General features: G+C 51.1%; 20 protein-coding genes and 2 pseudogenes. 17 read left to right on the top strand and 5 right to left on the bottom strand.

Going from position 1 to position 21,667, the window contains the following annotated elements:
- Positions 1–154 precede the first annotated feature (154 nt).
- The 3 genes and pseudogenes from argH (at position 155) to C812_RS23100 (ending at position 2,155) form a co-directional block, all read left to right on the top strand.
- Entirely contained in the window at positions 155–1,570 is a 1,416-nt protein-coding gene (argH, locus tag C812_RS18170) for an argininosuccinate lyase (RefSeq protein ID WP_016314113.1), read from the top strand.
- Between the two features lie 121 nt (positions 1,571–1,691).
- Positions 1,692–1,961 (top strand): annotated as a pseudogene (locus tag C812_RS23105) (DDE-type integrase/transposase/recombinase); the annotation flags it as partial.
- Positions 1,949–2,155 (top strand): IS3 family transposase, encoded by a 207-nt coding sequence (locus C812_RS23100; RefSeq protein WP_083791499.1) that lies wholly within the window; start codon positions 1,949–1,951, stop codon positions 2,153–2,155. The pseudogene C812_RS23105 and the gene C812_RS23100, both read left to right, overlap by 13 nt.
- 60 nt (positions 2,156–2,215) lie before the next feature.
- Here the strand turns inward: C812_RS23100 and C812_RS21640 are convergent.
- The 3 genes and pseudogenes from C812_RS21640 to C812_RS22405 all read right to left on the bottom strand — a co-directional run bounded on the left by C812_RS21640 (position 2,216) and on the right by C812_RS22405 (position 4,782).
- Positions 2,216–3,557, bottom strand: a pseudogene (locus C812_RS21640) (ISNCY family transposase).
- A gap of 365 nt (positions 3,558–3,922) precedes the next feature.
- The gene (locus C812_RS22410) at positions 3,923–4,570 is read right to left on the bottom strand and encodes a hypothetical protein (protein WP_016314111.1); all 648 of its coding nucleotides are present in this window, start codon (positions 4,568–4,570) and stop codon (positions 3,923–3,925) included.
- Positions 4,571–4,623: 53 nt separating this feature from the next.
- Entirely contained in the window at positions 4,624–4,782 is a 159-nt protein-coding gene (locus C812_RS22405) for a hypothetical protein (RefSeq protein WP_016314110.1), read from the bottom strand.
- Between the two features lie 629 nt (positions 4,783–5,411).
- Here C812_RS22405 and C812_RS23005 point away from each other — a divergent pair.
- The 9 genes from C812_RS23005 (at position 5,412) to C812_RS18120 (ending at position 13,776) form a co-directional block, all read left to right on the top strand.
- The gene (locus tag C812_RS23005; protein WP_341860325.1) at positions 5,412–5,540 is read left to right on the top strand and encodes a hypothetical protein; all 129 of its coding nucleotides are present in this window, start codon (positions 5,412–5,414) and stop codon (positions 5,538–5,540) included.
- Positions 5,534–6,121: an IS3 family transposase gene (locus C812_RS18150; protein WP_016314108.1), complete on the top strand. Its 588-nt coding sequence runs from the start codon at positions 5,534–5,536 to the stop codon at positions 6,119–6,121. Before C812_RS23005 ends, C812_RS18150 begins: the two co-directional genes overlap by 7 nt.
- On the top strand, positions 6,118–6,258 hold the full coding sequence (locus tag C812_RS23095; protein WP_084770861.1) for an integrase core domain-containing protein: 141 nt from the start codon (positions 6,118–6,120) through the stop codon (positions 6,256–6,258). Before C812_RS18150 ends, C812_RS23095 begins: the two co-directional genes overlap by 4 nt.
- A gap of 829 nt (positions 6,259–7,087) precedes the next feature.
- Complete coding sequence (locus tag C812_RS18145; protein ID WP_016314107.1) at positions 7,088–8,473, top strand: methyl-accepting chemotaxis protein; 1,386 nt, start codon at positions 7,088–7,090, stop codon at positions 8,471–8,473.
- A gap of 240 nt (positions 8,474–8,713) precedes the next feature.
- Positions 8,714–9,358 carry a YhbD family protein gene (locus C812_RS18140; RefSeq protein WP_016314106.1) on the top strand — a complete coding sequence of 215 codons (645 nt, stop codon included), beginning with the start codon at positions 8,714–8,716 and terminating at the stop codon, positions 9,356–9,358.
- The gene (locus C812_RS18135) at positions 9,358–10,080 is read left to right on the top strand and encodes a hypothetical protein (protein WP_016314105.1); all 723 of its coding nucleotides are present in this window, start codon (positions 9,358–9,360) and stop codon (positions 10,078–10,080) included. Before C812_RS18140 ends, C812_RS18135 begins: the two co-directional genes overlap by 1 nt.
- 27 nt (positions 10,081–10,107) lie before the next feature.
- The gene (locus C812_RS18130; RefSeq protein WP_016314104.1) at positions 10,108–10,854 is read left to right on the top strand and encodes a bactofilin family protein; all 747 of its coding nucleotides are present in this window, start codon (positions 10,108–10,110) and stop codon (positions 10,852–10,854) included.
- A gap of 1 nt (position 10,855) precedes the next feature.
- Positions 10,856–12,406, top strand: a complete 1,551-nt coding sequence (locus tag C812_RS18125; protein ID WP_016314103.1) for an MDR family MFS transporter — start codon at positions 10,856–10,858, stop codon at positions 12,404–12,406.
- A gap of 98 nt (positions 12,407–12,504) precedes the next feature.
- Positions 12,505–13,776 (top strand): MFS transporter, encoded by a 1,272-nt coding sequence (locus C812_RS18120; RefSeq protein ID WP_016314102.1) that lies wholly within the window; start codon positions 12,505–12,507, stop codon positions 13,774–13,776.
- Between the two features lie 95 nt (positions 13,777–13,871).
- Here the strand turns inward: C812_RS18120 and C812_RS18115 are convergent, their stop codons facing one another.
- Positions 13,872–15,188, bottom strand: a complete 1,317-nt coding sequence (locus C812_RS18115; protein ID WP_016314101.1) for a CynX/NimT family MFS transporter — start codon at positions 15,186–15,188, stop codon at positions 13,872–13,874.
- Between the two features lie 117 nt (positions 15,189–15,305).
- On the opposite strand from C812_RS18115, the gene C812_RS22710 reads away from it, so the two are divergent.
- A complete protein-coding gene (locus C812_RS22710; RefSeq protein WP_208855770.1) occupies positions 15,306–15,536 on the top strand; it encodes a hypothetical protein in 231 nt (76 codons plus the stop codon).
- A 20-nt stretch (positions 15,537–15,556) separates the two neighbouring features.
- Positions 15,557–16,222 (top strand): PDDEXK family nuclease, encoded by a 666-nt coding sequence (locus tag C812_RS18110; RefSeq protein WP_016314100.1) that lies wholly within the window; start codon positions 15,557–15,559, stop codon positions 16,220–16,222.
- 259 nt (positions 16,223–16,481) lie between these two features.
- Here C812_RS18110 and C812_RS18105 read toward each other — a convergent pair whose 3' ends face one another.
- On the bottom strand, positions 16,482–18,095 hold the full coding sequence (locus tag C812_RS18105; protein ID WP_244268360.1) for a VanW family protein: 1,614 nt from the start codon (positions 18,093–18,095) through the stop codon (positions 16,482–16,484).
- Between the two features lie 232 nt (positions 18,096–18,327).
- On the opposite strand from C812_RS18105, the gene ftsE reads away from it, so the two are divergent.
- From ftsE to C812_RS18090, 3 genes are all read left to right on the top strand, one after another.
- Positions 18,328–19,014 carry a cell division ATP-binding protein FtsE gene (gene ftsE / locus C812_RS18100; RefSeq protein WP_009225387.1) on the top strand — a complete coding sequence of 229 codons (687 nt, stop codon included), beginning with the start codon at positions 18,328–18,330 and terminating at the stop codon, positions 19,012–19,014.
- Positions 19,004–19,918 (top strand): permease-like cell division protein FtsX, encoded by a 915-nt coding sequence (gene ftsX, locus C812_RS18095; protein ID WP_036625958.1) that lies wholly within the window; start codon positions 19,004–19,006, stop codon positions 19,916–19,918. The genes ftsE and ftsX overlap by 11 nt, the downstream gene beginning before the upstream one ends.
- A gap of 198 nt (positions 19,919–20,116) precedes the next feature.
- Positions 20,117–21,334: a murein hydrolase activator EnvC family protein gene (locus tag C812_RS18090; protein ID WP_009225389.1), complete on the top strand. Its 1,218-nt coding sequence runs from the start codon at positions 20,117–20,119 to the stop codon at positions 21,332–21,334.
- The last annotated feature ends 333 nt before the right edge of the window (positions 21,335–21,667 follow it).

The following is a 21,667-nucleotide window of genomic DNA, read 5'->3' as shown; positions in this document are numbered from 1 at the left end:
GGATGAGGCGGGAATGTGTATGATTTTTCGAATAGAATCTGCAATTTCGATGGTTCGCGAGGAAATGTAGTCGAAATTTCGAATACATTTCCTTCTGTTTCTGTTCTGATTGATTGGAATAACAATCAAGTTTCAAAGTTAAGGAGTGGGTCAGGTGAGCAAGCTGTGGGGTGGCCGCTTTACGAAGCAGACCAACCGTTTAGTTGAGGAGTATACCGCTTCCATCGGGTTTGACAAGGCGTTGGCGGAGGAGGATGTGCAAGGGAGTCTCGCGCATGTGACCATGCTGGGCAAATGCGGGATCTTGCCGGAAGAGGATGTCGAGAAGATCAAGGAAGGTCTGCATCATGTTCTGCTGAAGATCCGCCGCGGCGAGATGGAATATTCCGTGTCGGACGAAGACATCCATATGAACATAGAGAAGCAGTTGATCGACGAGGTGGGGCCGGTTGGCGGGAAGCTGCACACTGGGCGCAGCCGCAACGACCAAGTAGCGACGGACATGCACCTTTACCTGCGCAAGCGAGTGGTCGAGTTCGTGGGCCTGCTGCAGGAGCTGCAGGAGGCGCTGCTGGGACAAGCCAAGGCGAACCTCGACACGATTGTGCCGGGCTATACCCATCTGCAGCGGGCGCAGCCGATCCTGTTTGCCCATCATTTGCTGGCATACGTGTCCATGTTCCAACGCGACATCGAGCGTCTGCAGGACAGCTATAAGCGGATTAATGTGCTGCCGCTGGGTGCAGGGGCGCTGGCTGGCACGACGTTCCCGATCGACCGTCATTTTGTAGCCGAGCAGCTGCATTTTGACGGGGTATATGAAAATAGTCTGGATGCCGTGAGCGACCGCGACTTTATCGTCGAGTTCCTTGCCAACGCCTCCATTCTGATGATGCACCTCTCGCGTCTCAGCGAGGAGCTCGTGCTGTGGAGCAGCACCGAATTCCGCTTCATCGAACTGGATGATGCGTTCTGTACAGGCAGCAGCATTATGCCGCAGAAGAAAAATCCGGACGTTCCGGAACTGGTCCGCGGCAAAACCGGCCGAGTCTACGGCAACCTGATGGGCCTGTTAACCGTACTGAAGTCGCTGCCGCTGGCTTACAACAAGGACATGCAGGAGGACAAGGAAGGCATGTTCGACACCGTCGCCACATTGCAAGGAGCGCTGCAGCTGTTCGCGCCGATGATCGCCACGATGAAGGTGAACAAGGAGCGGATGCGCGAAGCGGTCAACCAGGACTTCTCCAACGCCACCGACATTGCCGACTTCCTGGCAAGCAAGGGTCTGCCGTTCCGTCAGGCGCACGAAGTTATCGGCAAAACCGTCCTATACTGCATCCAAAATGGCAAATACCTGCTGGATCTGACGTTAGACGAGTTCAAGCAGTTTTCGCAATTGTTTGACGAAACCATTTATGACGTGCTGCAGCCGGAGACTGTCGTGAATGCCCGCAACGTGTATGGCGGGACAGCGACCGCTCAAGTGACGGCCGCCATTGAACGTGCAGAGAGCAAGCTGGAAGCGGGCCGCCAATGGACGCAAGAGTATCTGGAAAAAAGTAAATAAGCGATTAGCCAATTCGCAGGCAGAGCTCGGAAACAGCCTTCGTCGATATGATATGCTCCCATCATAGTAGACAGTAGAAAAAACAAAACTACTTCTACCATGATGGGAGTACCAAAAGTGGTGCACCAATGTAACAGAGTTAAAGTACGGAAATGGCCGGAAGGCCTATTTGAGTGCCATTGTTGACGGATATGACAACTCTGTTGTTTCATGGGTGCTCAGCCATTCCAATAACAATAAGCTTGTTATGAATACGGTAAAGAAAGCTTTTAAAAGAAACCCGAATGCTATGCCGCTCTTGCACAGTGATCGCGGCATTTTCAATATACTTCGCCGGAATACAAACAACTTCAAAAGAGATACAAGTTTACAACAAGTATGTCCCGTGTAAGTCGATGTTTGGACAACCAACCCATTGAACGATTCTGGGGTACTTTTAAAGCAGAAAGCTTTTATCTGGAAAAGTACGATACATATAACAGTCTCCTTCGTAGTGTAAGAACTTATATCCATTATTACAATAATTTTCGATACACCGAACGACTAAACGGCTTATCCCCTAACGAATATCGACGAGCAGCTTAACTAGTTACCCCTGAAAAATTCGTTTTCGTTCAGGGGCAGTTCGGCTAGATCTGTGAAATTTCATGCAGGGCTGCCCCGATGTGTATTTTTCGAGCTTAACCCGACCCAGGTTTTTGAGCCGACAAGGCCCCTGTACCGGCTTCGACTCAAACCGTACTTTCGTTTCAACAAACTGATTTTGGCTTCGCCGGCAGCGCGAAAACGCTGCAGGTCCTTAAACCAAGGTTGCTGTTCATGTTTGGTGCGTTTCATACTCTTTTTCCCCGGGTCGGCGTACTGACCCGCTTGACACCAAGTGCTTCGACGAGTTTTTCGTTCGCCAAACTGGCAAAGCCTCGATCCGTTGCCACGGCATGCGGAATGGCGCCGAATCGTTGGATATGCTGCTGAACCGCAGGCAAAAGTAAATCATCGTCTGCTGGATTGCCTTGATAGAGTTCATAGCCTGTTACGAATCCGCTCTCGGTTTCGTCAATCCGAACCTTATAGCCAAACTCAGCGGTTTTCCCGAGCTTGCCTTTCTTGATCGGTCTGGCTTCCGGATCAAAGAAACTGACGATCCGATTTGGAATGTTACGATTACCGGATACGACTTCTTGGGCTTGCCTAACAAGCTTCCGAGTCAAGGCAGCGGCAGCAATAAGCTTGGATTTAAGTGAGGTGACGGCCGTCTTCCCTTTGTCCCGAATGGTCTCAGCTGCCTGTTCAACTTGTGCGCAAACATCTTCCGTTATTCGTGTTACCGAATCGGTGATGGCATTGTCTCTTCCCAGGATTGCTGGGTACGACGACGAAGCAGCTTCGCAATGGAGAGAATCTTGGTTTTGACTTCCCGGCTTTTATCCTCGAAACCTTGTGCGGCGTGGGAAGCGACTTTCTGGACTTGCTTCATGAGTCGGTTCATGACACGGACGCCATCTTGCAACAGGGTTGCATCCGTCGGATGGTGGATGTCTGATTCAATGACCGTGGTATCTGTGCGAAGTTTGCGCGTTCTCAGGACCTGTTTCTCTTTCAAGGCATGAAGAAGCGACTCATTCAGCTCTTCAGTCATCGTTTCACCATACCGTTTGCGAGCTTTAATGAGTGTAGTGGAATCCGGCACTTTCGCATCCAGATCAATCCGGCAAAAGCGCCGCCATGTAAGGCTGTCGCTAACCTCTTGCACAAGCGTCTCATAACCAAGGTTGTACCGATGTTTCAGATACATGAGGCGCAAATAAGTTTCAGCAGCCACGGTTGGCCTGCCACGGCGTGACGGATGTGCATCGACAAATGGTTTGAGAAACGCAGGATTGTCTAACAGTTCATCAATCGCTGCAAGCTCTTCTGGCAAGATGCGTAGCGGTTCGAGGAGCAGCGCATCCCAGAGGGTAAGTTGATTGTTATGTGTTTTTAACATATGGACCACCTCAAAAAAAGGATTTTTAAGGGGCATGAAGAATTCAATACGTACGGAATTCAGCCCCTCGTTTTGGATTGTTGTCTCGACAATAACAATTTCCATCGTGAGGCCTTGAATTCCTTTTCTTTTTGTCTTATTGCTCTTGATTGTTTCAGAGGTAACTAACTAAGAAGATAATCCCCTCAGTCTTGATAAACGAGGGGATATTGAATACTGATGATTTTGTTTTTTAGTCTGTGACAGGGAGCACTTCAATTTTCCGGGTTGCTTGGTCGTTTTTTGTAGAGAGTGTGCTAAGGATATTCAAAACTCAAATAAGAATTACCTTAGTTGTATTTATAAGACACATAAGAATCGATTAATTACGCAGGGTTAAGTGAGCTGTCTGCTTTCACAGAACTTCTCATGCCATTCCAGTAAGTCGCACTTCTAGAGGTAGTACCGTACCAATTATCTTTGGCTATATTAATTACAACACTCTGATCATAATCCGCATATTGTCTAATACTACTTACAAACAAGGAATCACTTATCGTTTGTAATAATCCTAATGTGGCGAGGTAAGGACCAGCACCTGGAATAAAAGAGGCTGCAAACCATGCAACACCATCCCAAATTGATGTTTCGCTATTTCTTGCATAAGTTCTAGCATCTGTAGGGTTTAAATAAAGCTGATGTACTTCAACATCAACTCGCCCACCAGCAGCATAATAATGAGCATATGAATAGCCTCCCTTAAGGGGTACGTCGTCATTTGCAAAGGTACCAATCGAATCATTTTGAATCGGTACATCAAATAAATCCGCTGGAATTGCTACATCTTTAGGAATTAAAGCTCGAATCATTTGATCCACTGGGTCTAATGGTTCTGCTGGAATGGTTATAGATGATATCGGTGCTGCCGATTTTACTGGGGATTCAGATTTTACTGGTGCTGCTGAAGCCCCGGATGCTCCAAAAATCCCTGCAAAAAGAGACAGTACTAAAAATAGTGACAATATCTTTTTCATTATATTCCTACTCATGAAAGTATTTACATTTATTATATATAAAAATCTACCATTTATCTAGTATTTTTTTTGATAATTTTACCAAATATGAATATAACAAGACCGGCAACAAAGGTAACTATCGCTTCACCTATGCTCATCAATTTAAGAATAGGAAACAAAATAGAAAATCCCATCAATGCTTGACCTAACCAATGAATGTATTTGAACATTCTAAAAGCCTCCTTTTAATGACAATGAACTTAGAAACCACATGAGGAGTAAAATAAAAAACATAATTTACTAAATCAACATTTATTAAGTATAATTGTATCGAATAAACAATGAAATTGCACCACTAGTCCTGGTACGATGTAAACTTTCGTTACTTGAAGTCTTTCATAATGCCCAAATGGCGCAAACCGACCAATAGAACTGGTGATTTTCCGGGGAGTTTGGAGAAAAACAAGCTGGTGTTTACAGCAGGAGTAAGGGCAAAACATGCTTGAATATTATGAGCGTTATGGGTTGTGCTCCTACATCTCATTGTTCAAAGATGCAGAAGAGAAAGAAGAATGTACGGATGCTGATGCGATGGTCAACGATCATTGCAAAGCTGTCACAAGCAGCTTACTACTCAGTTAGGCTACTTCTTACCATTTTTAGAATTGACGACTAGAAGTGGCCCCAGCCTTTAGAGGCAAGTAAGCCCGAGAGAAAGGAGCTCTTCCAACATAACGGTCATACTTATGGCTAGTTACTTGGCGGTTCTACCATATGTACACTCCTAATCCATGTAGGCAAACGTAGCCGGGAATCTGCTTTCAATCGGGTTTATTAACTATCTTTACCCAATCATACGATGAAAAGGAGCTATGAGGAGAAGCAGGAACAATTGGAGAAGCTGGTCGGCCAACTGACGCTGGAAGTCAACTGGCTCAAAAAAATCTGGCCTCTAAGACATCCGCAAGAAAACGGCAAGCTATGGTAGAGAGGGATCACCCGGAGATCATCATCAAGCGCCAGGCGGAGCTTTTGGGGATTCACCGTACGAACGTGTACCGGCAGCGAGAGCCGCGGCAGGAAGCGCTGGAGAATGTGCAGTTGATGCATGAGATAGACAAATTGTACACGAAGTATCCCTATTTCGGTTATCGGCGGATGACAAGCAAACTGCAGGAACAGGGATGGGACGTGAACCGCAAACGGGTCCGACGGCTGATGCGCGTGATGGGGATCGAAGCGATCTACCCGGGGCCGAATCTAAGCAAGCGGTACCATGCCCAGTACATACGGCCCTTCCTGCTGCGCGGCCTCAACATTGATCGCCCGAATCAGGTGTGGGGAGTCGATATCACGTATCTGCGGATGGGCAAGGGGGTTATGTATCTCTTTGTGATTATCGACTGGTACAGCCGCAAAATCATCGATTACGAGCTTTCCAGTACGTTGGAGAAGGCCTTCGTCCTGACGTGCCTGAAACGGGCGCTGGAGCGCTGTCAGCCTGAGATCACCGAGCGCGGGACAACAGCCGTACGGAACGCTTCTTTCGCTCGCTCAAATACGAGTTGATCTACCTGAATGAATACGAGAATCCACGGGCGCTTCGTAGAGCAATCACGGCCTATCTAAGATTTTATCACACCGAACGCCCACATCAGGCGTTGGGGTGTGCTACGCCAGAAGAAGGCCATGCGCGGGTCGCTTAAATCGCGTCTGAGCCCCATTACAATCGAAGGAGGACATAAATTATTTTTTTCGAAATTGTGTCTTGACAATGGGGGGGCATTACAAAGGACTCTTTTTTGTTCATGTATGCTGAAACGAATTGATTACTTAGAAGTAGCCAATTCTTTAGGTATATTTATTGTAAACCTAAAGTTGACTGTATTCAACAGAAGAAGTGCCGGACAGACGTAAACTCTCTTGCACCCATCATACAGCCAACAGCTGCCGGTGTGTTCCAGCGGATCCAAAGCTGTTTTTCCCTCCAGAATATCGAGCATCCGAACCGGGGGCCGTGGCCATCCTCCCAGGTCCGCGCCGGACTCGTCTGGATCATCCCCGATCGTTCAGCACCTTACGTATTATTCAAATAGACTTCATTCAAAATCGAGATGTTCCAGCCTGCGATCTAGGCAATTATTCCTCGATGATCATAGCGACAGCTTGAGGTACTTCTCACTTTTCTCATGGATTTGGGGTCCCATTCTTCTTCAAGGCGGAGATAATTCTTCTTCCAGTTCAGCAATCTTTTGAATAAGGACATCTGCGCACTCGCCAACAAATTTGCCCTCAGTATTTCTTGGACAATATTTTGCAAACTCTCTCTTTGCGGCCTGGATAATCTAAACCAGGAAATCTATCAATTAATTCTGAATTTCTCAACTTTCGCAGAACCAGAACCAACTCAACAGCACGTGCAGAGGGCGTCTTCTGTACATTTTGAATTTTATGGAAATTACATGAAAATTTCAGAAAACCCTAAAGAATTCGTCGTTTTTTGTCGAAATATAGTAATAACAAGAACACGGTTATGTGTATATCCTGGACCGTACGAACAAGTACGTCTCACATCCGACCAACACGATTGGCGAAGAGGCTTCAGGTGAACATCTGGCGAAAATCCATGAGACAGAATCAGGTTACTTAAATTACAACGATCCTGAAACGGGGAAGGCAGAGAGTGCGTTTTTTACGACCAACCCGCTCACCGGATTTAAAATTGTTGGGGTTCTGGATGTGCAGGAATTCCGCGACGCCTCGAAGCCGATCATGTGGACCTCCCTTATGGTTCTAGGTGTCTCCATGATCATTGCGGGCGTCCTGCTCATCCTAACGATCTTGAGCATCACGCGTCCGATCGAGCAGCTCAATCGCTCGGCTAAACGGGTGAGTGAAGGTTACCTGAACGAGGATGTCATCACGAAGCGCAAGGATGAGATTGGGGAGTTGGCTGCGAACTACAACGGCATGTTGGCTTCCCTGCGGGGAATGGTGCGGGAGATGTCCGAAACGGCCAGCCAACTAGCAGCTTCAAGCGAAGAATTTACTGCAGGAACAGAGCAGAATGCCAAGGCAGTGGAGCATGTCGCCCAGCTAGCCTCGGTCGCTTCGGATCATGCGGAGAAACAAGCGGCCGCTTCATTAGACAGCGCCAAGACGATGGATGAAATGTCCCAAGGCATCCGGAAAATCGCGGACGCGTCCGGTCTCATCGTTGAGTCGTCGTTGCAAACGGTAGAGGATGTCCGGGAGGGCAGCGGGAAGGTGAATCTGGTCGGTTTGCAAATGGATGAGATTCGCCGGTCGACGCTGGAATCGGCGGACATCCTGCAACAGATGAATGAGCTCAGCGGACAGGTTGCCGGAATGAGCAGTGCAATTACGGAGATTGCCAACCAAACCAATCTGTTGGCGCTTAATGCGGCGATCGAAGCGGCGCGGGCTGGCGAGGAAGGTCGCGGCTTCGCGGTGGTAGCGGGCGAAGTGCGAAAACTGGCGGAGCAGTCTGGAGCGACAGCGGAAATGATTCAACGGACCATCGGGCAGATGACCGAACTTACGAGCAAAGCCTACGAAGTTATGAATCATAAGGTGAATACGAATGTCGAGCGGGGAAGAGCTGTAACCGAGGAAGCGCAAACAGCCTTCCAAGCAATCGAGCGGTCTACGCAGCGGATATCGGAGCAAATTCATGAAGTGTCGGCCATCACGCAGCAAATGTCGGCGAGTGCCGATCAAATTGCTCACGCAGTCGAACAAATCGCGGCAACCTCGGCCAGCAGCATGGAGGGCCTGCAAGAGGTGACGGCGGCAACCCAGGAACAGCTGGCGTCCATGGAGGAGATCTCCTCCGCCTCAGAAGGCTTGGCTCGGATGGCCGCAGATATGCATGCGCAGATCGATCGGTTTAAGCTATAAGAGGTCAAAATAGAATCTATGCCGTTCATGCCCCTAGTCACAGTTCGTGGCGAGGGGCTTTTTTCGTTTGAGATTTCCACCTTGAGCCGGGCGCATAAATCCGCCCCGAGACGGATGGAGAAGATCCGAGGGTCGATTAAGATGAATAGCAGCAACGACTTGGATCGATCTCCATTCACGCCTGCTTTACAACGTAACAATGTTATGTTACGCTGTTTGTGCAATGAAAGGAGCATGACAATGAGTGAGGATTTGATTTCCAAGAAGGAATTGCTGGATCTGACAGGCATTTCGTATGGACAGTTGTATCGCTGGAAGCGCAAGAACCTGATCCCGGAACAGTGGTTTATCCGTAAATCGTCTTTTACCGGGCAAGAAACGTATTTTCCAAGGGAAAAAATCCTGCAGCGCATTGACCGCATTCTGGGCATGAAGGACGATTTATCGCTGGATGCGCTGGCGGATGTCTTCTCAGGGAGTCCGAAGGATATCCGTTTAAGCGCTGATGAACTTCTGGAACGAAACATTGTTACATCGACATCATTGAACTTATATATGGAGACTACAGAGAAGAAAGAGGCGCAGCCGAACTTTGGCTTCGATCAGATGTTAATCGTCTACGTGCTCGATAAGCTGTTGCAAAGCGGGGAAATTTCCCTCGAGGAAGGGCGTTTATTGGTTCAGGCGCTTGAGGACCATTTACCAGGCTTGGCTGGGAAGGAATGCGGCGTACATCTCATCCGTAAAATGGGGGTGGCCGCCTTTATTCTGGTGCCGGAGGATGGGGACATTTTTGTTGACCGCAGTGTCCGGACGATTGTTCGGTTATCGCTGGCACGCTGCACAGAGGAATTAAAACTATTGGTGAGCGGGAGTGAAGGATAATGGCGGAACGAAGCGTTAAGGATTTGAAAATTAACGGTGTAGGTCAGGCGTCCGGCGGCGCGTACCGTGAAATCCAGACGGAGGGCATTGCCACTTTGAACGGAGACATTACCTGCGAGTCCTTGGAAGCCAACGGAACGCTGAAAATCAAAGGAACGATCCAAGCAGGCCAAATGAGCTTCAACGGCACTGGTTCCTCGGAGGGGTTGCTGCAGGGCGGCAAAATCGAGCTGGACGGAATGTTGAAGGTCCACCAAGATGTGCGATTCACCTCGCTGCATGTCCGGGGAATGCTCCAATCCAAAGGCTCTGTGATTGGTGAGACGGCGAAGGTGGACGGCGCTTTGAAGCTGGACGGGAATGCCGAATTTGAAACCGCGGAGGTGGACGGTCAGCTTCAGGTTGGCGGGATGCTGAATGCGGGAAATCTGAAGCTGGATTTGGAGGGTCCTTGCCATGCGAAGGAAATCGGCGGGGAAGTAATTGTGGTTCGCCAGCACAAAGGCAAACGTCTGTTGGATTACATCTCTCCCATGTGGGCTTCGCGGTTGACGGTCGATCTAATCGAAGGAGATGACATTCGGCTGGAGGGGACGAAGGCGGAAGTGGTGCGCGGTAACTCGGTTGTGATTGGACCGGGCTGCGAAATTGGCCGCGTGGAGTATAAGGAACACTATGAGGTTTCACCGCAGGCTTCGGTTGGGCGCGCGGAACAGAAATAACGACTCATCATTCAGGAGGGATTGAGGATGGCTGAACAAGTTATGCAAGACCGCAGCGCCGATTTGAAGATTGTTGGCAACGGGACATCAAACGGCGGGGTTTTTAATAAAGTGAAAATTGTCGGCGAAGGCGAAATCAATGGAGATGTGGATTGCCGCAGCTTGAATTGTACCGGAACGCTGGAGGTGGACGGAGGCTTACGTGCCGAGATCGTCAAGGCGACTGGCACGATTGAGGTTACCGGGCCGATGCGCGGAGAAGAGCTGCATCTCACCGGCACCCTTAACGTCCGCGGCGGGCTTCAAGCTGGCCGAGCCAAGCTGAATGGGGAGCTTCGCATTGATGGCGGCATCGCAGGAGAGGAGATCGGGCTGTTTGGAAGCTGCGAGTTGAATGGTGACTGTCAGGCCGAACGGTTGCGACTTAAGGGGTCAGTACAAACCCAAGGCACGATCAATGCCGAGCGGGTGGAGATTGGGATGTTTGGCCGCAGCGAAGCGGGAGAAATCGTCGGCGGGCAAATCCGCATCGCTCCGCACCCGACCTGGAAGTGGGTATCGCTGTTTAAGCCTTGGGGCACACCGGCGTTGCAGGCAAGGGTGATTGAAGGGGATGTCATTCGCCTGGAAAATACCGTAGCCGATGTCGTGCGCGGCGGGGATGTCCATATTGGTCCGGGCTGTCGGCTCCGACTCGTGGAATATACAAAGCATTATCATCAAGACCCGCACAGCGAGGTGGGGGAGCACTTGAACGTTTGGAGGAATGAATAAGATGAACACACAAAAAAGCAGCCGTCTCGGCTTCGTGGTTGCCGGTCTGCTGCTCGGCATATTAATGTCCGCCATGGACAATACGATCGTGTCTACGGCAATGGCCACGATCGTGTCCGAGCTCGGCGGACTGGATAAATACGTATGGGTGACCTCCGCATACATGGTCGCGGAAATGGCGGCGATGCCGATCTTCGGTAAGCTGTCCGATATGTATGGGCGGAAACGTTTCTTTGTTTTTGGCATAGCATTGTTCTTGTTAGGGTCTATTCTCTGTGGTACGGCTGACACCATTGTACAACTCAGCATCTACCGTGCGATCCAAGGGATTGGGGGCGGGGCATTGATGCCCATCGCTTTTGCCATCGTGTTTGATGTGTTCCCGGTGGAGAAACGCGGTGCCATGGGCGGTTTGTTTGGCGCCGTCTTCGGGATCTCCAGCCTGGCCGGCCCGTTGCTTGGGGCATTTATTACCGACCATCTGAACTGGCGCTGGAATTTCTACATCAATATCCCGCTGGGGATCGTCGCTTTGTTCCTGATCTTGGCTTTTTACCGGGAATCGGCCGTTCACTCCAAACAACGCATCGATTGGTGGGGGGCAGTAACCTTGATTGGTGCAGTGGTTGCCCTGATGTTTGCCTTGGAACTGGGCGGGCAGTTGTACGCCTGGGATTCCGGACAGATCCTTGGCCTGTTTGCGGCGTTTGCCGTGCTGTTTACGATTTTTCTGCTGGTAGAACGTAAGGCGGAGGAGCCGATCATCTCCTTCGCGATGTTCCGCAAACGGCTGTTTGCGAGCAGCAACCTCGCCGGGTTGTTTTACGGTGCCGCATTTATTGCAGCTTCGGTGTATATTCCGTTGTTCGTGCAAGGGGTCACGGGCGGTACGGCGACCAACTCGGGCTTGATCCTGTTGCCGATGACGCTGAGCTCTGTAGTTGCTTCCCAAGTTGGGGGCTTTCTCGTGCAGCGTACCAGCTTTCGTAATGTGATGATCTTATCGGCGGTTATTTTTATCTTGGGGATCGCTTTGCTGGCCACAATTACGCCGGACACGACCAAGTTGATGCTGTCGATTTATATGGCCATCGCAGGTTTTGGCGTGGGTTTCTCCTTCTCTGTATTGGGAATGTCGGCCATTCAAGATTTTGGACCTTCGCAGCGGGGAGCTGCCAGCTCGACGATGTCGTTCATTCGCTCGCTGGGGATGACGGTGGGGATTACGATTTTTGGGATCGTGCAACGCAACTTGTTCGCCAATCGGTTAAGTGAATCGTTATCCGGCATGGGCGGCGGAGCCGAAGGGCTTCCATCCCTGGATGATCCTCGGACGCTCCTGGCTTCGGAAGCACGTAAAGCCATTCCGGCACCGGTCCTGGAGCAGATTGTAACGGATCTGTCGAAGTCGATTACCACGATGTTTTGGTGGACGCTGGTGCCAGCTGTACTGGCTTTGATCACGGTATGTTTTATGGGCCATGCCAAAATGAGCGGGTTTGGGCCTAATGCGGCGAGTCGTACTGAAAAGAAGCCGGTGGTTTCGGAGTGAGATATATCCAGATTCAAGGGAATCAAAGAAACAATTGACATCCCTACAGTTCATATGGATAATCTATAGTTTATCCTGAGCAATAATGAGGTGTTTACGTGAAAAGTAATGAGTCACAGGCTTTGCCTTCCGGGAGCTTGTTCCGGAACAGGTTCTACCAGACGATCCTGATCTCTAACCTGTTCTTGCAGATTGGGATCTGGGTCCGTAACTTTGCGATTCTGATGTTTGTCACCGACCAGACCAATAACGATCCGCTGGCGATTTCGCTCATTTCCGTCGTGGAGTTTGCGCCGATCTTCGTGTTCTCATTCATCGGAGGGGCATTTGCGGATCGCTGGAAGCCGAAGCGGACGATGATCTGGTGCGACTTCCTGTCCGCGGTGTCGGTCTTCGCCGTGCTGCTGACGTTGCTGTACGGTTCGTGGGAAGCGGTTTATTTTGCCACCTTTATCTCGGCCATTTTGTCGCAGTTCTCGCAGCCGTCAGTTATGAAACTGTTTAAGCAGCATGTCCATCCGGATAAAGTGCAGCAAGGGATGGCGTTGTTCCAGTCGTTGGTCGCTATTTTCATGGTGATTGGGCCGTCGCTGGGGATTTACTCCTATCATCAATTTGGGATTTACATCTCGATTGGCGTGATGGGCGTGGCTTTCCTGCTCTCCGCTTTGGTGCTGTTCCGGCTGCCGGCGGATGCGGAGCCAGAGGAGAAACAGGAGAAAACCTCTGATATTCGCAAGGAACTGGCGGACGGCTTCCGCTATGTATGGCGTAGTCCGGTACTGAAGGTATTGGGCGCCACGTTTGCCATCGCTGGCTTCTCGGTTGGGATTATTCAGACGCTGGGGCTGTTTGTCGTCACCGAACGTTTGGGGCAACCTAAGGAATTCCTGCAATTTTTGCTGGCGGTGAACGGGGTAGCGATGTTGATTGGCGGCGGTGTAATTATGGGCTTAGCCAAAAAAATCCCGCCTCAAATGCTGTTAGCCTTCGGGATGGCGGTCAGCGCTGTCTGTATCGCGGGCATGGGGCTGTCGACCAGCGTTCCGTTGACGTTGGCATTGCAGTTCCTGAACGGATTGACATTCCCTTGCATCCAGATCGGAATCAACACGATGATCCTGCAATGGACGGAGCAATCCTATGTCGGCCGCGTCAATGGCGTACTTAGCCCGATGTTTATGGGCATGATGGTCATCATGATGTCGGTGTCCGGCGTGTTGAAGACGTTCTTCCCGCTTGTTGGCATTTACGCGGTATCCGGCACCATCATGCTGCTGGGCGCGATGATCCTAGTCCCGATCTTCAAGCACAAGCCGGCGATGCAGCCACAGCCGCAGCCGCATCTGGAAGGTCAGCCAACGAGCTGAGGTTGGCAGTAGTGAGAAAAGCTGTCCCTTTGGGGCCTATTTGCGGGCCTCGGGGACAGCTTTTTTGAGTTGTGGCTTGGGGGCTTGCATCTCCTTTAGCGTGCATCAACATATCCCTTGCGCCCGGCGGCATAGCCAAAGAGGGCGGTTATGATCGAAACACCGGTGATCACAGCAAGCGGGGTGTCCCAGTTGCCGCTAAGATCGTGGAGATAGCCAAACAGCGTTGGCCCAAAAGCAGCCAAGATATAACCAATCGATTGAGCCATGCCAGATAGAGCACTGGCCTGTTCCGTTGTGCGCGAGCGCAGCGAGAAGAACACGATCGCCAGACCAAAGGTGGAGCCGGAACCAACCCCAAGCAGAAGGATGAAGAGTGGAGCTAACGAGACCGATCCGGCCCAGATGCCGCCAAAGCCTATCACGCATAACGCAGCGGAGGCGGCGGTCAGCCACTTCTGGTTGTCCGATCGCGCGGCGAACAGCGGCATTAAGAAGGAGCCGGCCATACTGACTAATTGCATCAGCGATAACATCCAACCGGCTTGTTCGGCATTCATCCCGCGCTCCTGCAGGATGTCCGGCAGCCACGAAATGCTGACGTAAAACAGGATCGACTGGAAGCTCATAAACATCGTCACCAGCCAGGCAACCTTGGAACGCCAAATATTGCGGAGCCGTGGAGCAGAAGCAGGGCTTAGATCAAGCTGATCGGACTGGGGGCGTGAGGAAGTGCTGATTGCTTCCCCCTCCTTCGGGGCGACGGAACGGCCCGCAACGGCTGCATTGTTCTGGTTCTGGCCAGCTTCGGTGCGTTTGGGCAGGAGCGGCAGCCAGGCCAAGCTGGCAATCGCCGTCAACACCACCCAAATCGTTAACGCACCGCGCCACCCCAGCGGGCCTTGGGACAACGGCACGCTGATCCCGGAGGAAATCGCCGCCCAGAAGGTTAAGCACGTGGTGAACAGGCTAGTCATCAGACCGACTTGCTGCGGGAAGTCGCGTTTGATCAGCCCGGGCAGCAGCACGTTACAAACCGCAATCGCGATGCCGATCAACGCGGTGCCGGCGAATAGCGCAGCAACGGACGGCAGGGAGCGGACTAGGATGCCGCCGGTCATCAGGACCATGCTGAAGAACAACGTCCGCTCGATCCCCAGCTTTGCGGACAAGCCCGGCGCAGCCAGCGCAAACACCGCGAAGGCGATCAGCGGCAGTGTCGTCAGCATGCCCGACATCGCGTGCGACAAGCCCGTGGCCGCCTCGATTTCGCCAATGAGGGCACCTACGCCGGTGATGGGCGACCGCAGGGCAGCGGCGGTCAGAAGCACGGCAGTGACCAGTAGCCATACTGAGGTGCGGCGCGTTTGATCTAAGTCTGGGTTAGAGGCGGCCGCGATCGTTTTATTCATCTATAAGGAAGCCTCCTTCTGACATCGACAACAATTTCAGCAACAACGATGGATTCGCTTAAAGTTGGATACCCTAGTTTGGAGAAGCTGTCAATTATTTTATGCAGTAAATTTATGATGAAACGGTTGTTGCAGGTTTTAGATGCAGTTCAGTATACTTCAAGTTTACATCGGGTGGCAAATTGTGGATTAGATGACTTGTTCCAGAGGGATATGGAAGAATCTGACGAGCATGTGGTAAAATCATGTGTAACCGAAAAATATAGAGTCGTGAAGCACACGCCTTTTGTTGTCGGACGATGCCGTTTGTCTCGTCTGTCGATGAAAGGCGTTTTATTTTTTTCATAAATTGAGGAGGTTGGTGTTGGATGGGATTTCAGCAGATGCATGCGCAGTGGATCAGCGAGCATTTGGAACGTCGGCAAGGGGAGAGAGAACGAAGGTTGAGGGAGGGGCATGGGCACGCGGAAAAAGCTTTTGTCGAAAAAGTGTGGTGGCCGGCTTTCGGGCATTTTCGGCAGCTTCATCCCGAATACGAGGTAACGGATTTTAAGGATGGGTACCGCTATCTTGACTTTGCTTATCTTCGTTCCGGACTAAAACTAGCGATTGAAATTGACGGATACGGCCCGCATCTGCGCGGGATCAGCCGGGATCGCTTCTCGGACCAATGCCGCCGGCAAAACGACCTGATCCTAGATGGCTGGAAGGTGCTGCGATTTACTTACGATGATGTCTGCGAGAACCCGCGTTACTGTCAGCAAACTCTGCAGCAGTTTATGGGACGGTGGTTGGGGGAGGCGGATAATTTGAGGCAGATCAACTACCAGGAGAGGGAGCTGCTTCGTCAGTTTCTTCGTGCGGGAAGACCGTTAACACCGGCGGATATCTGCCAAACGATGGGCGTGGAAAATAAAACTGCGCGCAAATGGCTGCGGCAGTTGTTGGAGAAGCGGTGGATCCAGCCGGCCAGCGGCAGCGTACGGATCCGTTCTTATCGACTTTCGCTCGACGCCGAGCGTCTTCTTTTGTAGACCAAGAGGGAATAACGCCCTTTTGTGGTCTTATTTGACTCCCCCAGACAATTTCCGGGGAAATAACGGTAAAAAATGTCCTTATCCTTAAGGAAACGTCGCAATAAGGGCGGGTTTAGGTTTCATATCGTAAAATAACGCCACAATTTTCCCTTATTTCAGTGAAGCGGCGTGAAATTGACGAAATAAGGCCTATTTTTACCGTTATCCTCGGGGTTAGAAGGGAGGGAGGAGGGGCGATGCCGCCTCCCCGTGATTCTTACCGAAAATTCGGCCCGGTGACGCCGTCCTCCAAAATCTGCTTAGGTAAGCTATCAGAGGAGTTGCCGCCGCTGGAGTTGCCACCCGAGCTGCCCGAGCCGCCTTGACCGCCGGTTCCTGAACCGCCCGTGCCGCTACCTTTGCTGCCGCCATTTCCGCTCCGATTGTTCTCGCGATTGCCACTGCCTGCATCTTCGCCATTGCTGCTCCCGGTGGACCCCGCCTTGACTTCACGCACTGCGATGACATTAGGTTGCGCGGGGTACGTGTCTTTGGAGAGCAGAGTGCGTTCGACCGTCTTGCCGTCTACTTTTTTGATGCGGTACGTCTCCACGACATATCCCTGCTTCCCGCGCACGAGCACTTGCTGGCTGCCCGCAGGCAAGGAGCGGTTGATCACATACTTGTTGGGCGGGGAAATGACTTCGGTTGTACGCGACTCCAGCGTGTAACTCACGTTCTCCGGCATATCGCCAAAAAGCTTAACAGTTAGTTGACCGTTTTTCACCTCGGCGCGGATGAGGAGATGGTGGCCGGAGGTGTTTTGGAAGCGGAAATTGATGTAGCCTTTGGCGAACGTGGCGTCCTGACCTTTGGGCAAGTATTTGACCGGAAGGGAGTGGTTGCGCCGCTCCACGATGGTCAGCCCGGCGCGAACCGCCGCATTGTAGAGCGTGCTCGACACCTGGCAAATCCCGCCTCCAACCCCAGGGGTCAGCCGCCCGCCAAAAATAACCGGCGCCTCCCGGAAGCCGTACGTTTTCTCGGCATACTCAATCACTTCGTTGTAATCGAAAACTTCGTCTGGAGCCAATACCATCCCGTCGATGCTGCGGGCTGCCGCGTCCACGTTATGCACCCGCCCGGTCCCGCTGGACATCAGGCTTGTGGAGAACTGGACGATTTTGCGGCGGATGCCTTCTTTTTGGAGCCGTTCTACGGTGATTTCGGGCTCTACAGTTTTGAGCGGCACGGTAAACTGCAACGTAGGAAGCTGTTTCGATAATGCGTTTGGGGTTGGTTCATGCCATGAATTTTTTTCCAAACGACGTACTTCTTCACCAAGCTGCTTCGGCACCATTTCCAATAAGCGTTCCCAGTCGATGCGTTGCACGGCCGTACCCGGCAAATAACGAATTTGGTCCTGTGGCGTAATCGTTCGCACGGCGTTCACTGGGGAGCCAAATCGATTCTTTTCCCACTCCGGGGAAAACATCGTCTGCAGCTTCTTCGGATCGAAGGTGATGCTGAGCGTCTGCTGCCGAGGAAAACTTCTTCTCGCCATTCCCCGTTCCCATAAGGAGCCTTCTTCCAGTCGCTGTACCTCATCATGAAAAGCTTCTGCGTCAAACGTAATCCCGGCATCCTCCCAAGTTAGGGCTTTGGTAGTGCCGTCGACCGCAAACACAGCTTGCTTCCGGTTTAATGCGGCGATCTCCTGGTCAAGGAGCCGCAGCGCTTCATCACGCTGGCGCCGGCCCAGATCCAGTCCGGCCACAACGGTGCCCGCAGGCAAGGTGTCCTGTGAGACATAAAGTGCGAGCGCTCCCCAACTTGCAGCGCCGAGAAGCCCAATGCAGAGAAATATAGCTGCCAAATGTTTCTTTTTCATCGCCGTCTCCTTTAGGCCGCAGCCCTTGAGATTCATAGAAAAGAACCTTGTACAACTATATGTATGATCAAACAGCTGGAAACTTTCGGGTACTCAAGTGGTAACATCTTTGTTACAATAAATATCGGACTTCAAGGAATTTCCTCAACTTTTAAAGGATTTGGCTGGAACATGTCGAATGTAAGATAGGGCCACCTATAGAAACGGAATCATAGATTTAGGACGTGATCAAGTGATAGAAATGCAGGATGTCTGGAAGACATATCCGAACGGTACCCACGCCCTTAAAGGCGTTTCGGTCAAGATCGACCGTAATGAATTCGTGTATCTGGTTGGTCCCTCCGGCGCAGGGAAATCGACTTTTATGAAGCTGATTTACCGGGAAGAAGTGCCTACCAAGGGGCAGATTTCTGTGAATGGCTTTAACATTGGCAAGCTAAAACCTCGCAAAATTCCCTATGTACGCCGAAATATCGGGGTGATTTTCCAGGACTTTCGTCTGCTTCCGAAGCTGACGGCTTACGAGAATGTGGCTTTTGCTTTGGAGGTTATCGAAGCCCCGAAGAAGATTATTAAGAAACGCGTGATGGAAGTGCTCGACCTGGTCGGGCTGAAAAATAAAGCAAACCGCGATCCATCCCAACTATCCGGCGGTGAGCAACAGCGGGTGGCGATCGCTCGGGCGATCGTCAATAATCCATCTGTCATTATTGCGGACGAGCCTACAGGGAACCTCGATCCTGAGACCTCCTGGGGGATCATGCAACTGCTGGACGAAATCAACTTCCGCGGCACCACAATCGTTATGGCTACCCACAACAAAGAGATTGTCAATACGATGCGCAAGCGCGTTATCGCGATTGAACACGGCAATATCGTGCGAGACCAGCTGAGAGGGGAATATGGTTATGACTATTAGCACCTTCTTGCGGCATTTGCGGGAAGGCGCAAAGAGCGTGTTCCGCAACGGTTGGATGTCGGTGGCGTCCATCACCTCGATCATCGTATCGTTGCTGATCTTAGGCGTGTTCACCTTGCTAGTGCTGAACGTCAATGCGTTTGCCGATGAGGCGGACAGCCAGGTACAGATCAAAGCATACCTCAACTCAGATGTGACCGAAGCCGTACGCGACCAGATCTATAACGATATCGGCTCCATGGAAGAAGTCAGCAAAGTGAAACTGATTCCTAAAGCCGAAGGCCTCAAGGATTTCCGGGAGAAGCTCGGCGAGGAAGGCAAGGATCTGCTGGAAGGGTACGACGAGACGACGAACCCGATTCCTGATACGTTTGAGGTTCAGGTCATTGAACCTACTACGGTGCCTTACGTAGCCAGCAAGATTAATGCCCTGAACGATAAATACGAAGAGAAGCCAATCTATAAGGTTAACTACGGACAAGGTACGGTGGAAAAGTTATTCAAAATCACCCGGGCGATCCGCAATATCGGATTTGCCTTTGTAGCGGGTCTTGCCCTGATGGCGATGTTCCTCATCTCCAATACGATCCGGGTTACGATCTTAGCCCGTCGCCGGGAGATTGGCATCATGAAGCTGGTGGGCGCGACGAATACCTTTATACGCTGGCCGTTCTTCGTAGAAGGCGCACTCATAGGTTTGATCGGTTCTTTGATCACCGTAGGCGTGCTGTTCTTTAGTTATAACGAGCTGGTGACCTCGGTCAAATCCGACGTGACGCTGGCTATTCAACTGGTGCCGCTGCAAGATATCGGTCTGGAACTAGGCGGATTGCTGGTTGGCTTAGGACTTTTGATTGGCATTTGGGGAAGTACGATGTCGATTCGGAAGTTCTTGAAGGTGTAGCGCGACGTCGAGATGCTTCGGAGAATTACATCACGATAAGAGAAACCTTAATCGACGTAATCTCTAAGTAGCAAGACCGCGTTTAGCGGAAGTTTATTCTTGCGATATAAGGAAGCTGAGGTTACATAGTTATTCATTCTTAGATCTACAAAAGTCGAACTTTTAACTACCTTATACAAGAAGGATGGGGAAACGAAGTTGAAGAAATGGATAACCACACTCACCGTTGTCGCATTAGCCGCTTTGATTTTCCAACCTACTGAAGGCTTCGCCAAGACTAAAACCATCAGCCAGATCGACAAAGAGCTGAAGCAGCTTCAGGAGCAGGCTAAGCAAGCCAAAGCGCAGCAGGAGAAAGCCGAGAGTCAGAAGCAGGAAGCGCAGCATTACGTCAATAAAAACACCAACTATCTGAAGCAATTAATGAGTCAGATTGAGGTTGTCAGCAACGAGTTAACGAAAATCTCCCTCGAAATTGAGGAAACGGAAGAGGATCTGCGTGAAACCGCGCAAAAATTGGACGAGACCCAAGCACGAATTGAAGAGCGATCCCACCTGCTCGACACTCGCGTTCGGTTGATGTATACGGATGGCGTCGTTTCCTATTTAGATGTGCTGCTGTCCTCTACCAGCTTCACCGATTTTCTTGAGCGCGCGGACTCCCTCCAAGCGATTGCCAATCAAGACCATATCCTGTTGGACGAGCATAAACGGGATAAGGAACTGATTGAGCAACAGAAGCAGCAACTGGAGCAGGATTATGCCAAAGTGAAGCAGCTTTATGCGGATGCCGAGTCGCGGAAGAGTGATCTCGAAGCGAAAGAGAACGAGAAGCAGCAGCTGATCGCGAAATACAACGCAGAGATTGAGGAATCCGAAGATATCAGCGCGGAGCAAGAAGCGCTCTTGGTTGAGCTGGCCAAGAAGCGGTCGGCGCTGGAACAAGAGAAGAACAAGCTGAAGGCTGCCCAAGTATACAAATACAATAAGAGTTCGTCCGGGTCCGGCGGATTTAAGGGCAACGGCGGCTCGTTTGGATTGCCGGTGGATGGCGCCCGCCTCTCTTCCGGTTACGGTACGCGTATCCATCCGATTACCGGCGTGAAGAAGACCCATACCGGCATCGATTTAGCTGCTCCGCAAGGCACGGACATCCATGCCGCCGAGGACGGCGTTGTTATCGTCGCAGAATGGTGGAGCGGTTACGGCAACACGGTCATCATCGACCACGGAGATAACGTCTGGACGCTTTACGGTCATATCCGCAACGGCGGCATCAAAGTGGAGAAAGGCCAGAAAGTGAAGAAAGGCGAGAAAATTGCCGAAGTTGGAAGCACAGGCAACTCCACCGGTCCTCACTGCCACTTCGAAGTCCGGATCAACGGCAACCCGGTAGACCCAATGCCTTATTTGTAATAAAATAACTATAGTGTTCGAGCGAAAACGGATACCGCCTCTTTGGGGCAGGGTCCGTTTTCACCGTTAGATTGGGTTATTAGCACCGAGAAGGTTGGATGAAGCTAGAGACTGAGTAGCGGAGCGTAGGCAGAACCTACGTGAGCAACGGAAGGCTCGGCTGAATTCAAGATTCGACGTCGACTAGGCTACTTGAGAGTGCCACGTGATAAGAAGCCAATTTTAAAACCACCTTAAATTGTAAATATTTCTCATGGGTGGAACATATACTATGTGACGTTCAATTCGGACGTGCCGGGCACGCCGCCCGGTGATGTTCATTTTTCGGAGGCG

Origin of the sequence: Paenibacillus barengoltzii G22, assembly GCF_000403375.2 — a bacterium.
Classification (GTDB): Bacteria; Bacillota; Bacilli; order Paenibacillales; family Paenibacillaceae; genus Fontibacillus; species Fontibacillus barengoltzii.
The sequence above is the reverse complement of the archived record's forward strand: the minus strand, read 5'-3'. Positions and strand labels throughout refer to the sequence as shown.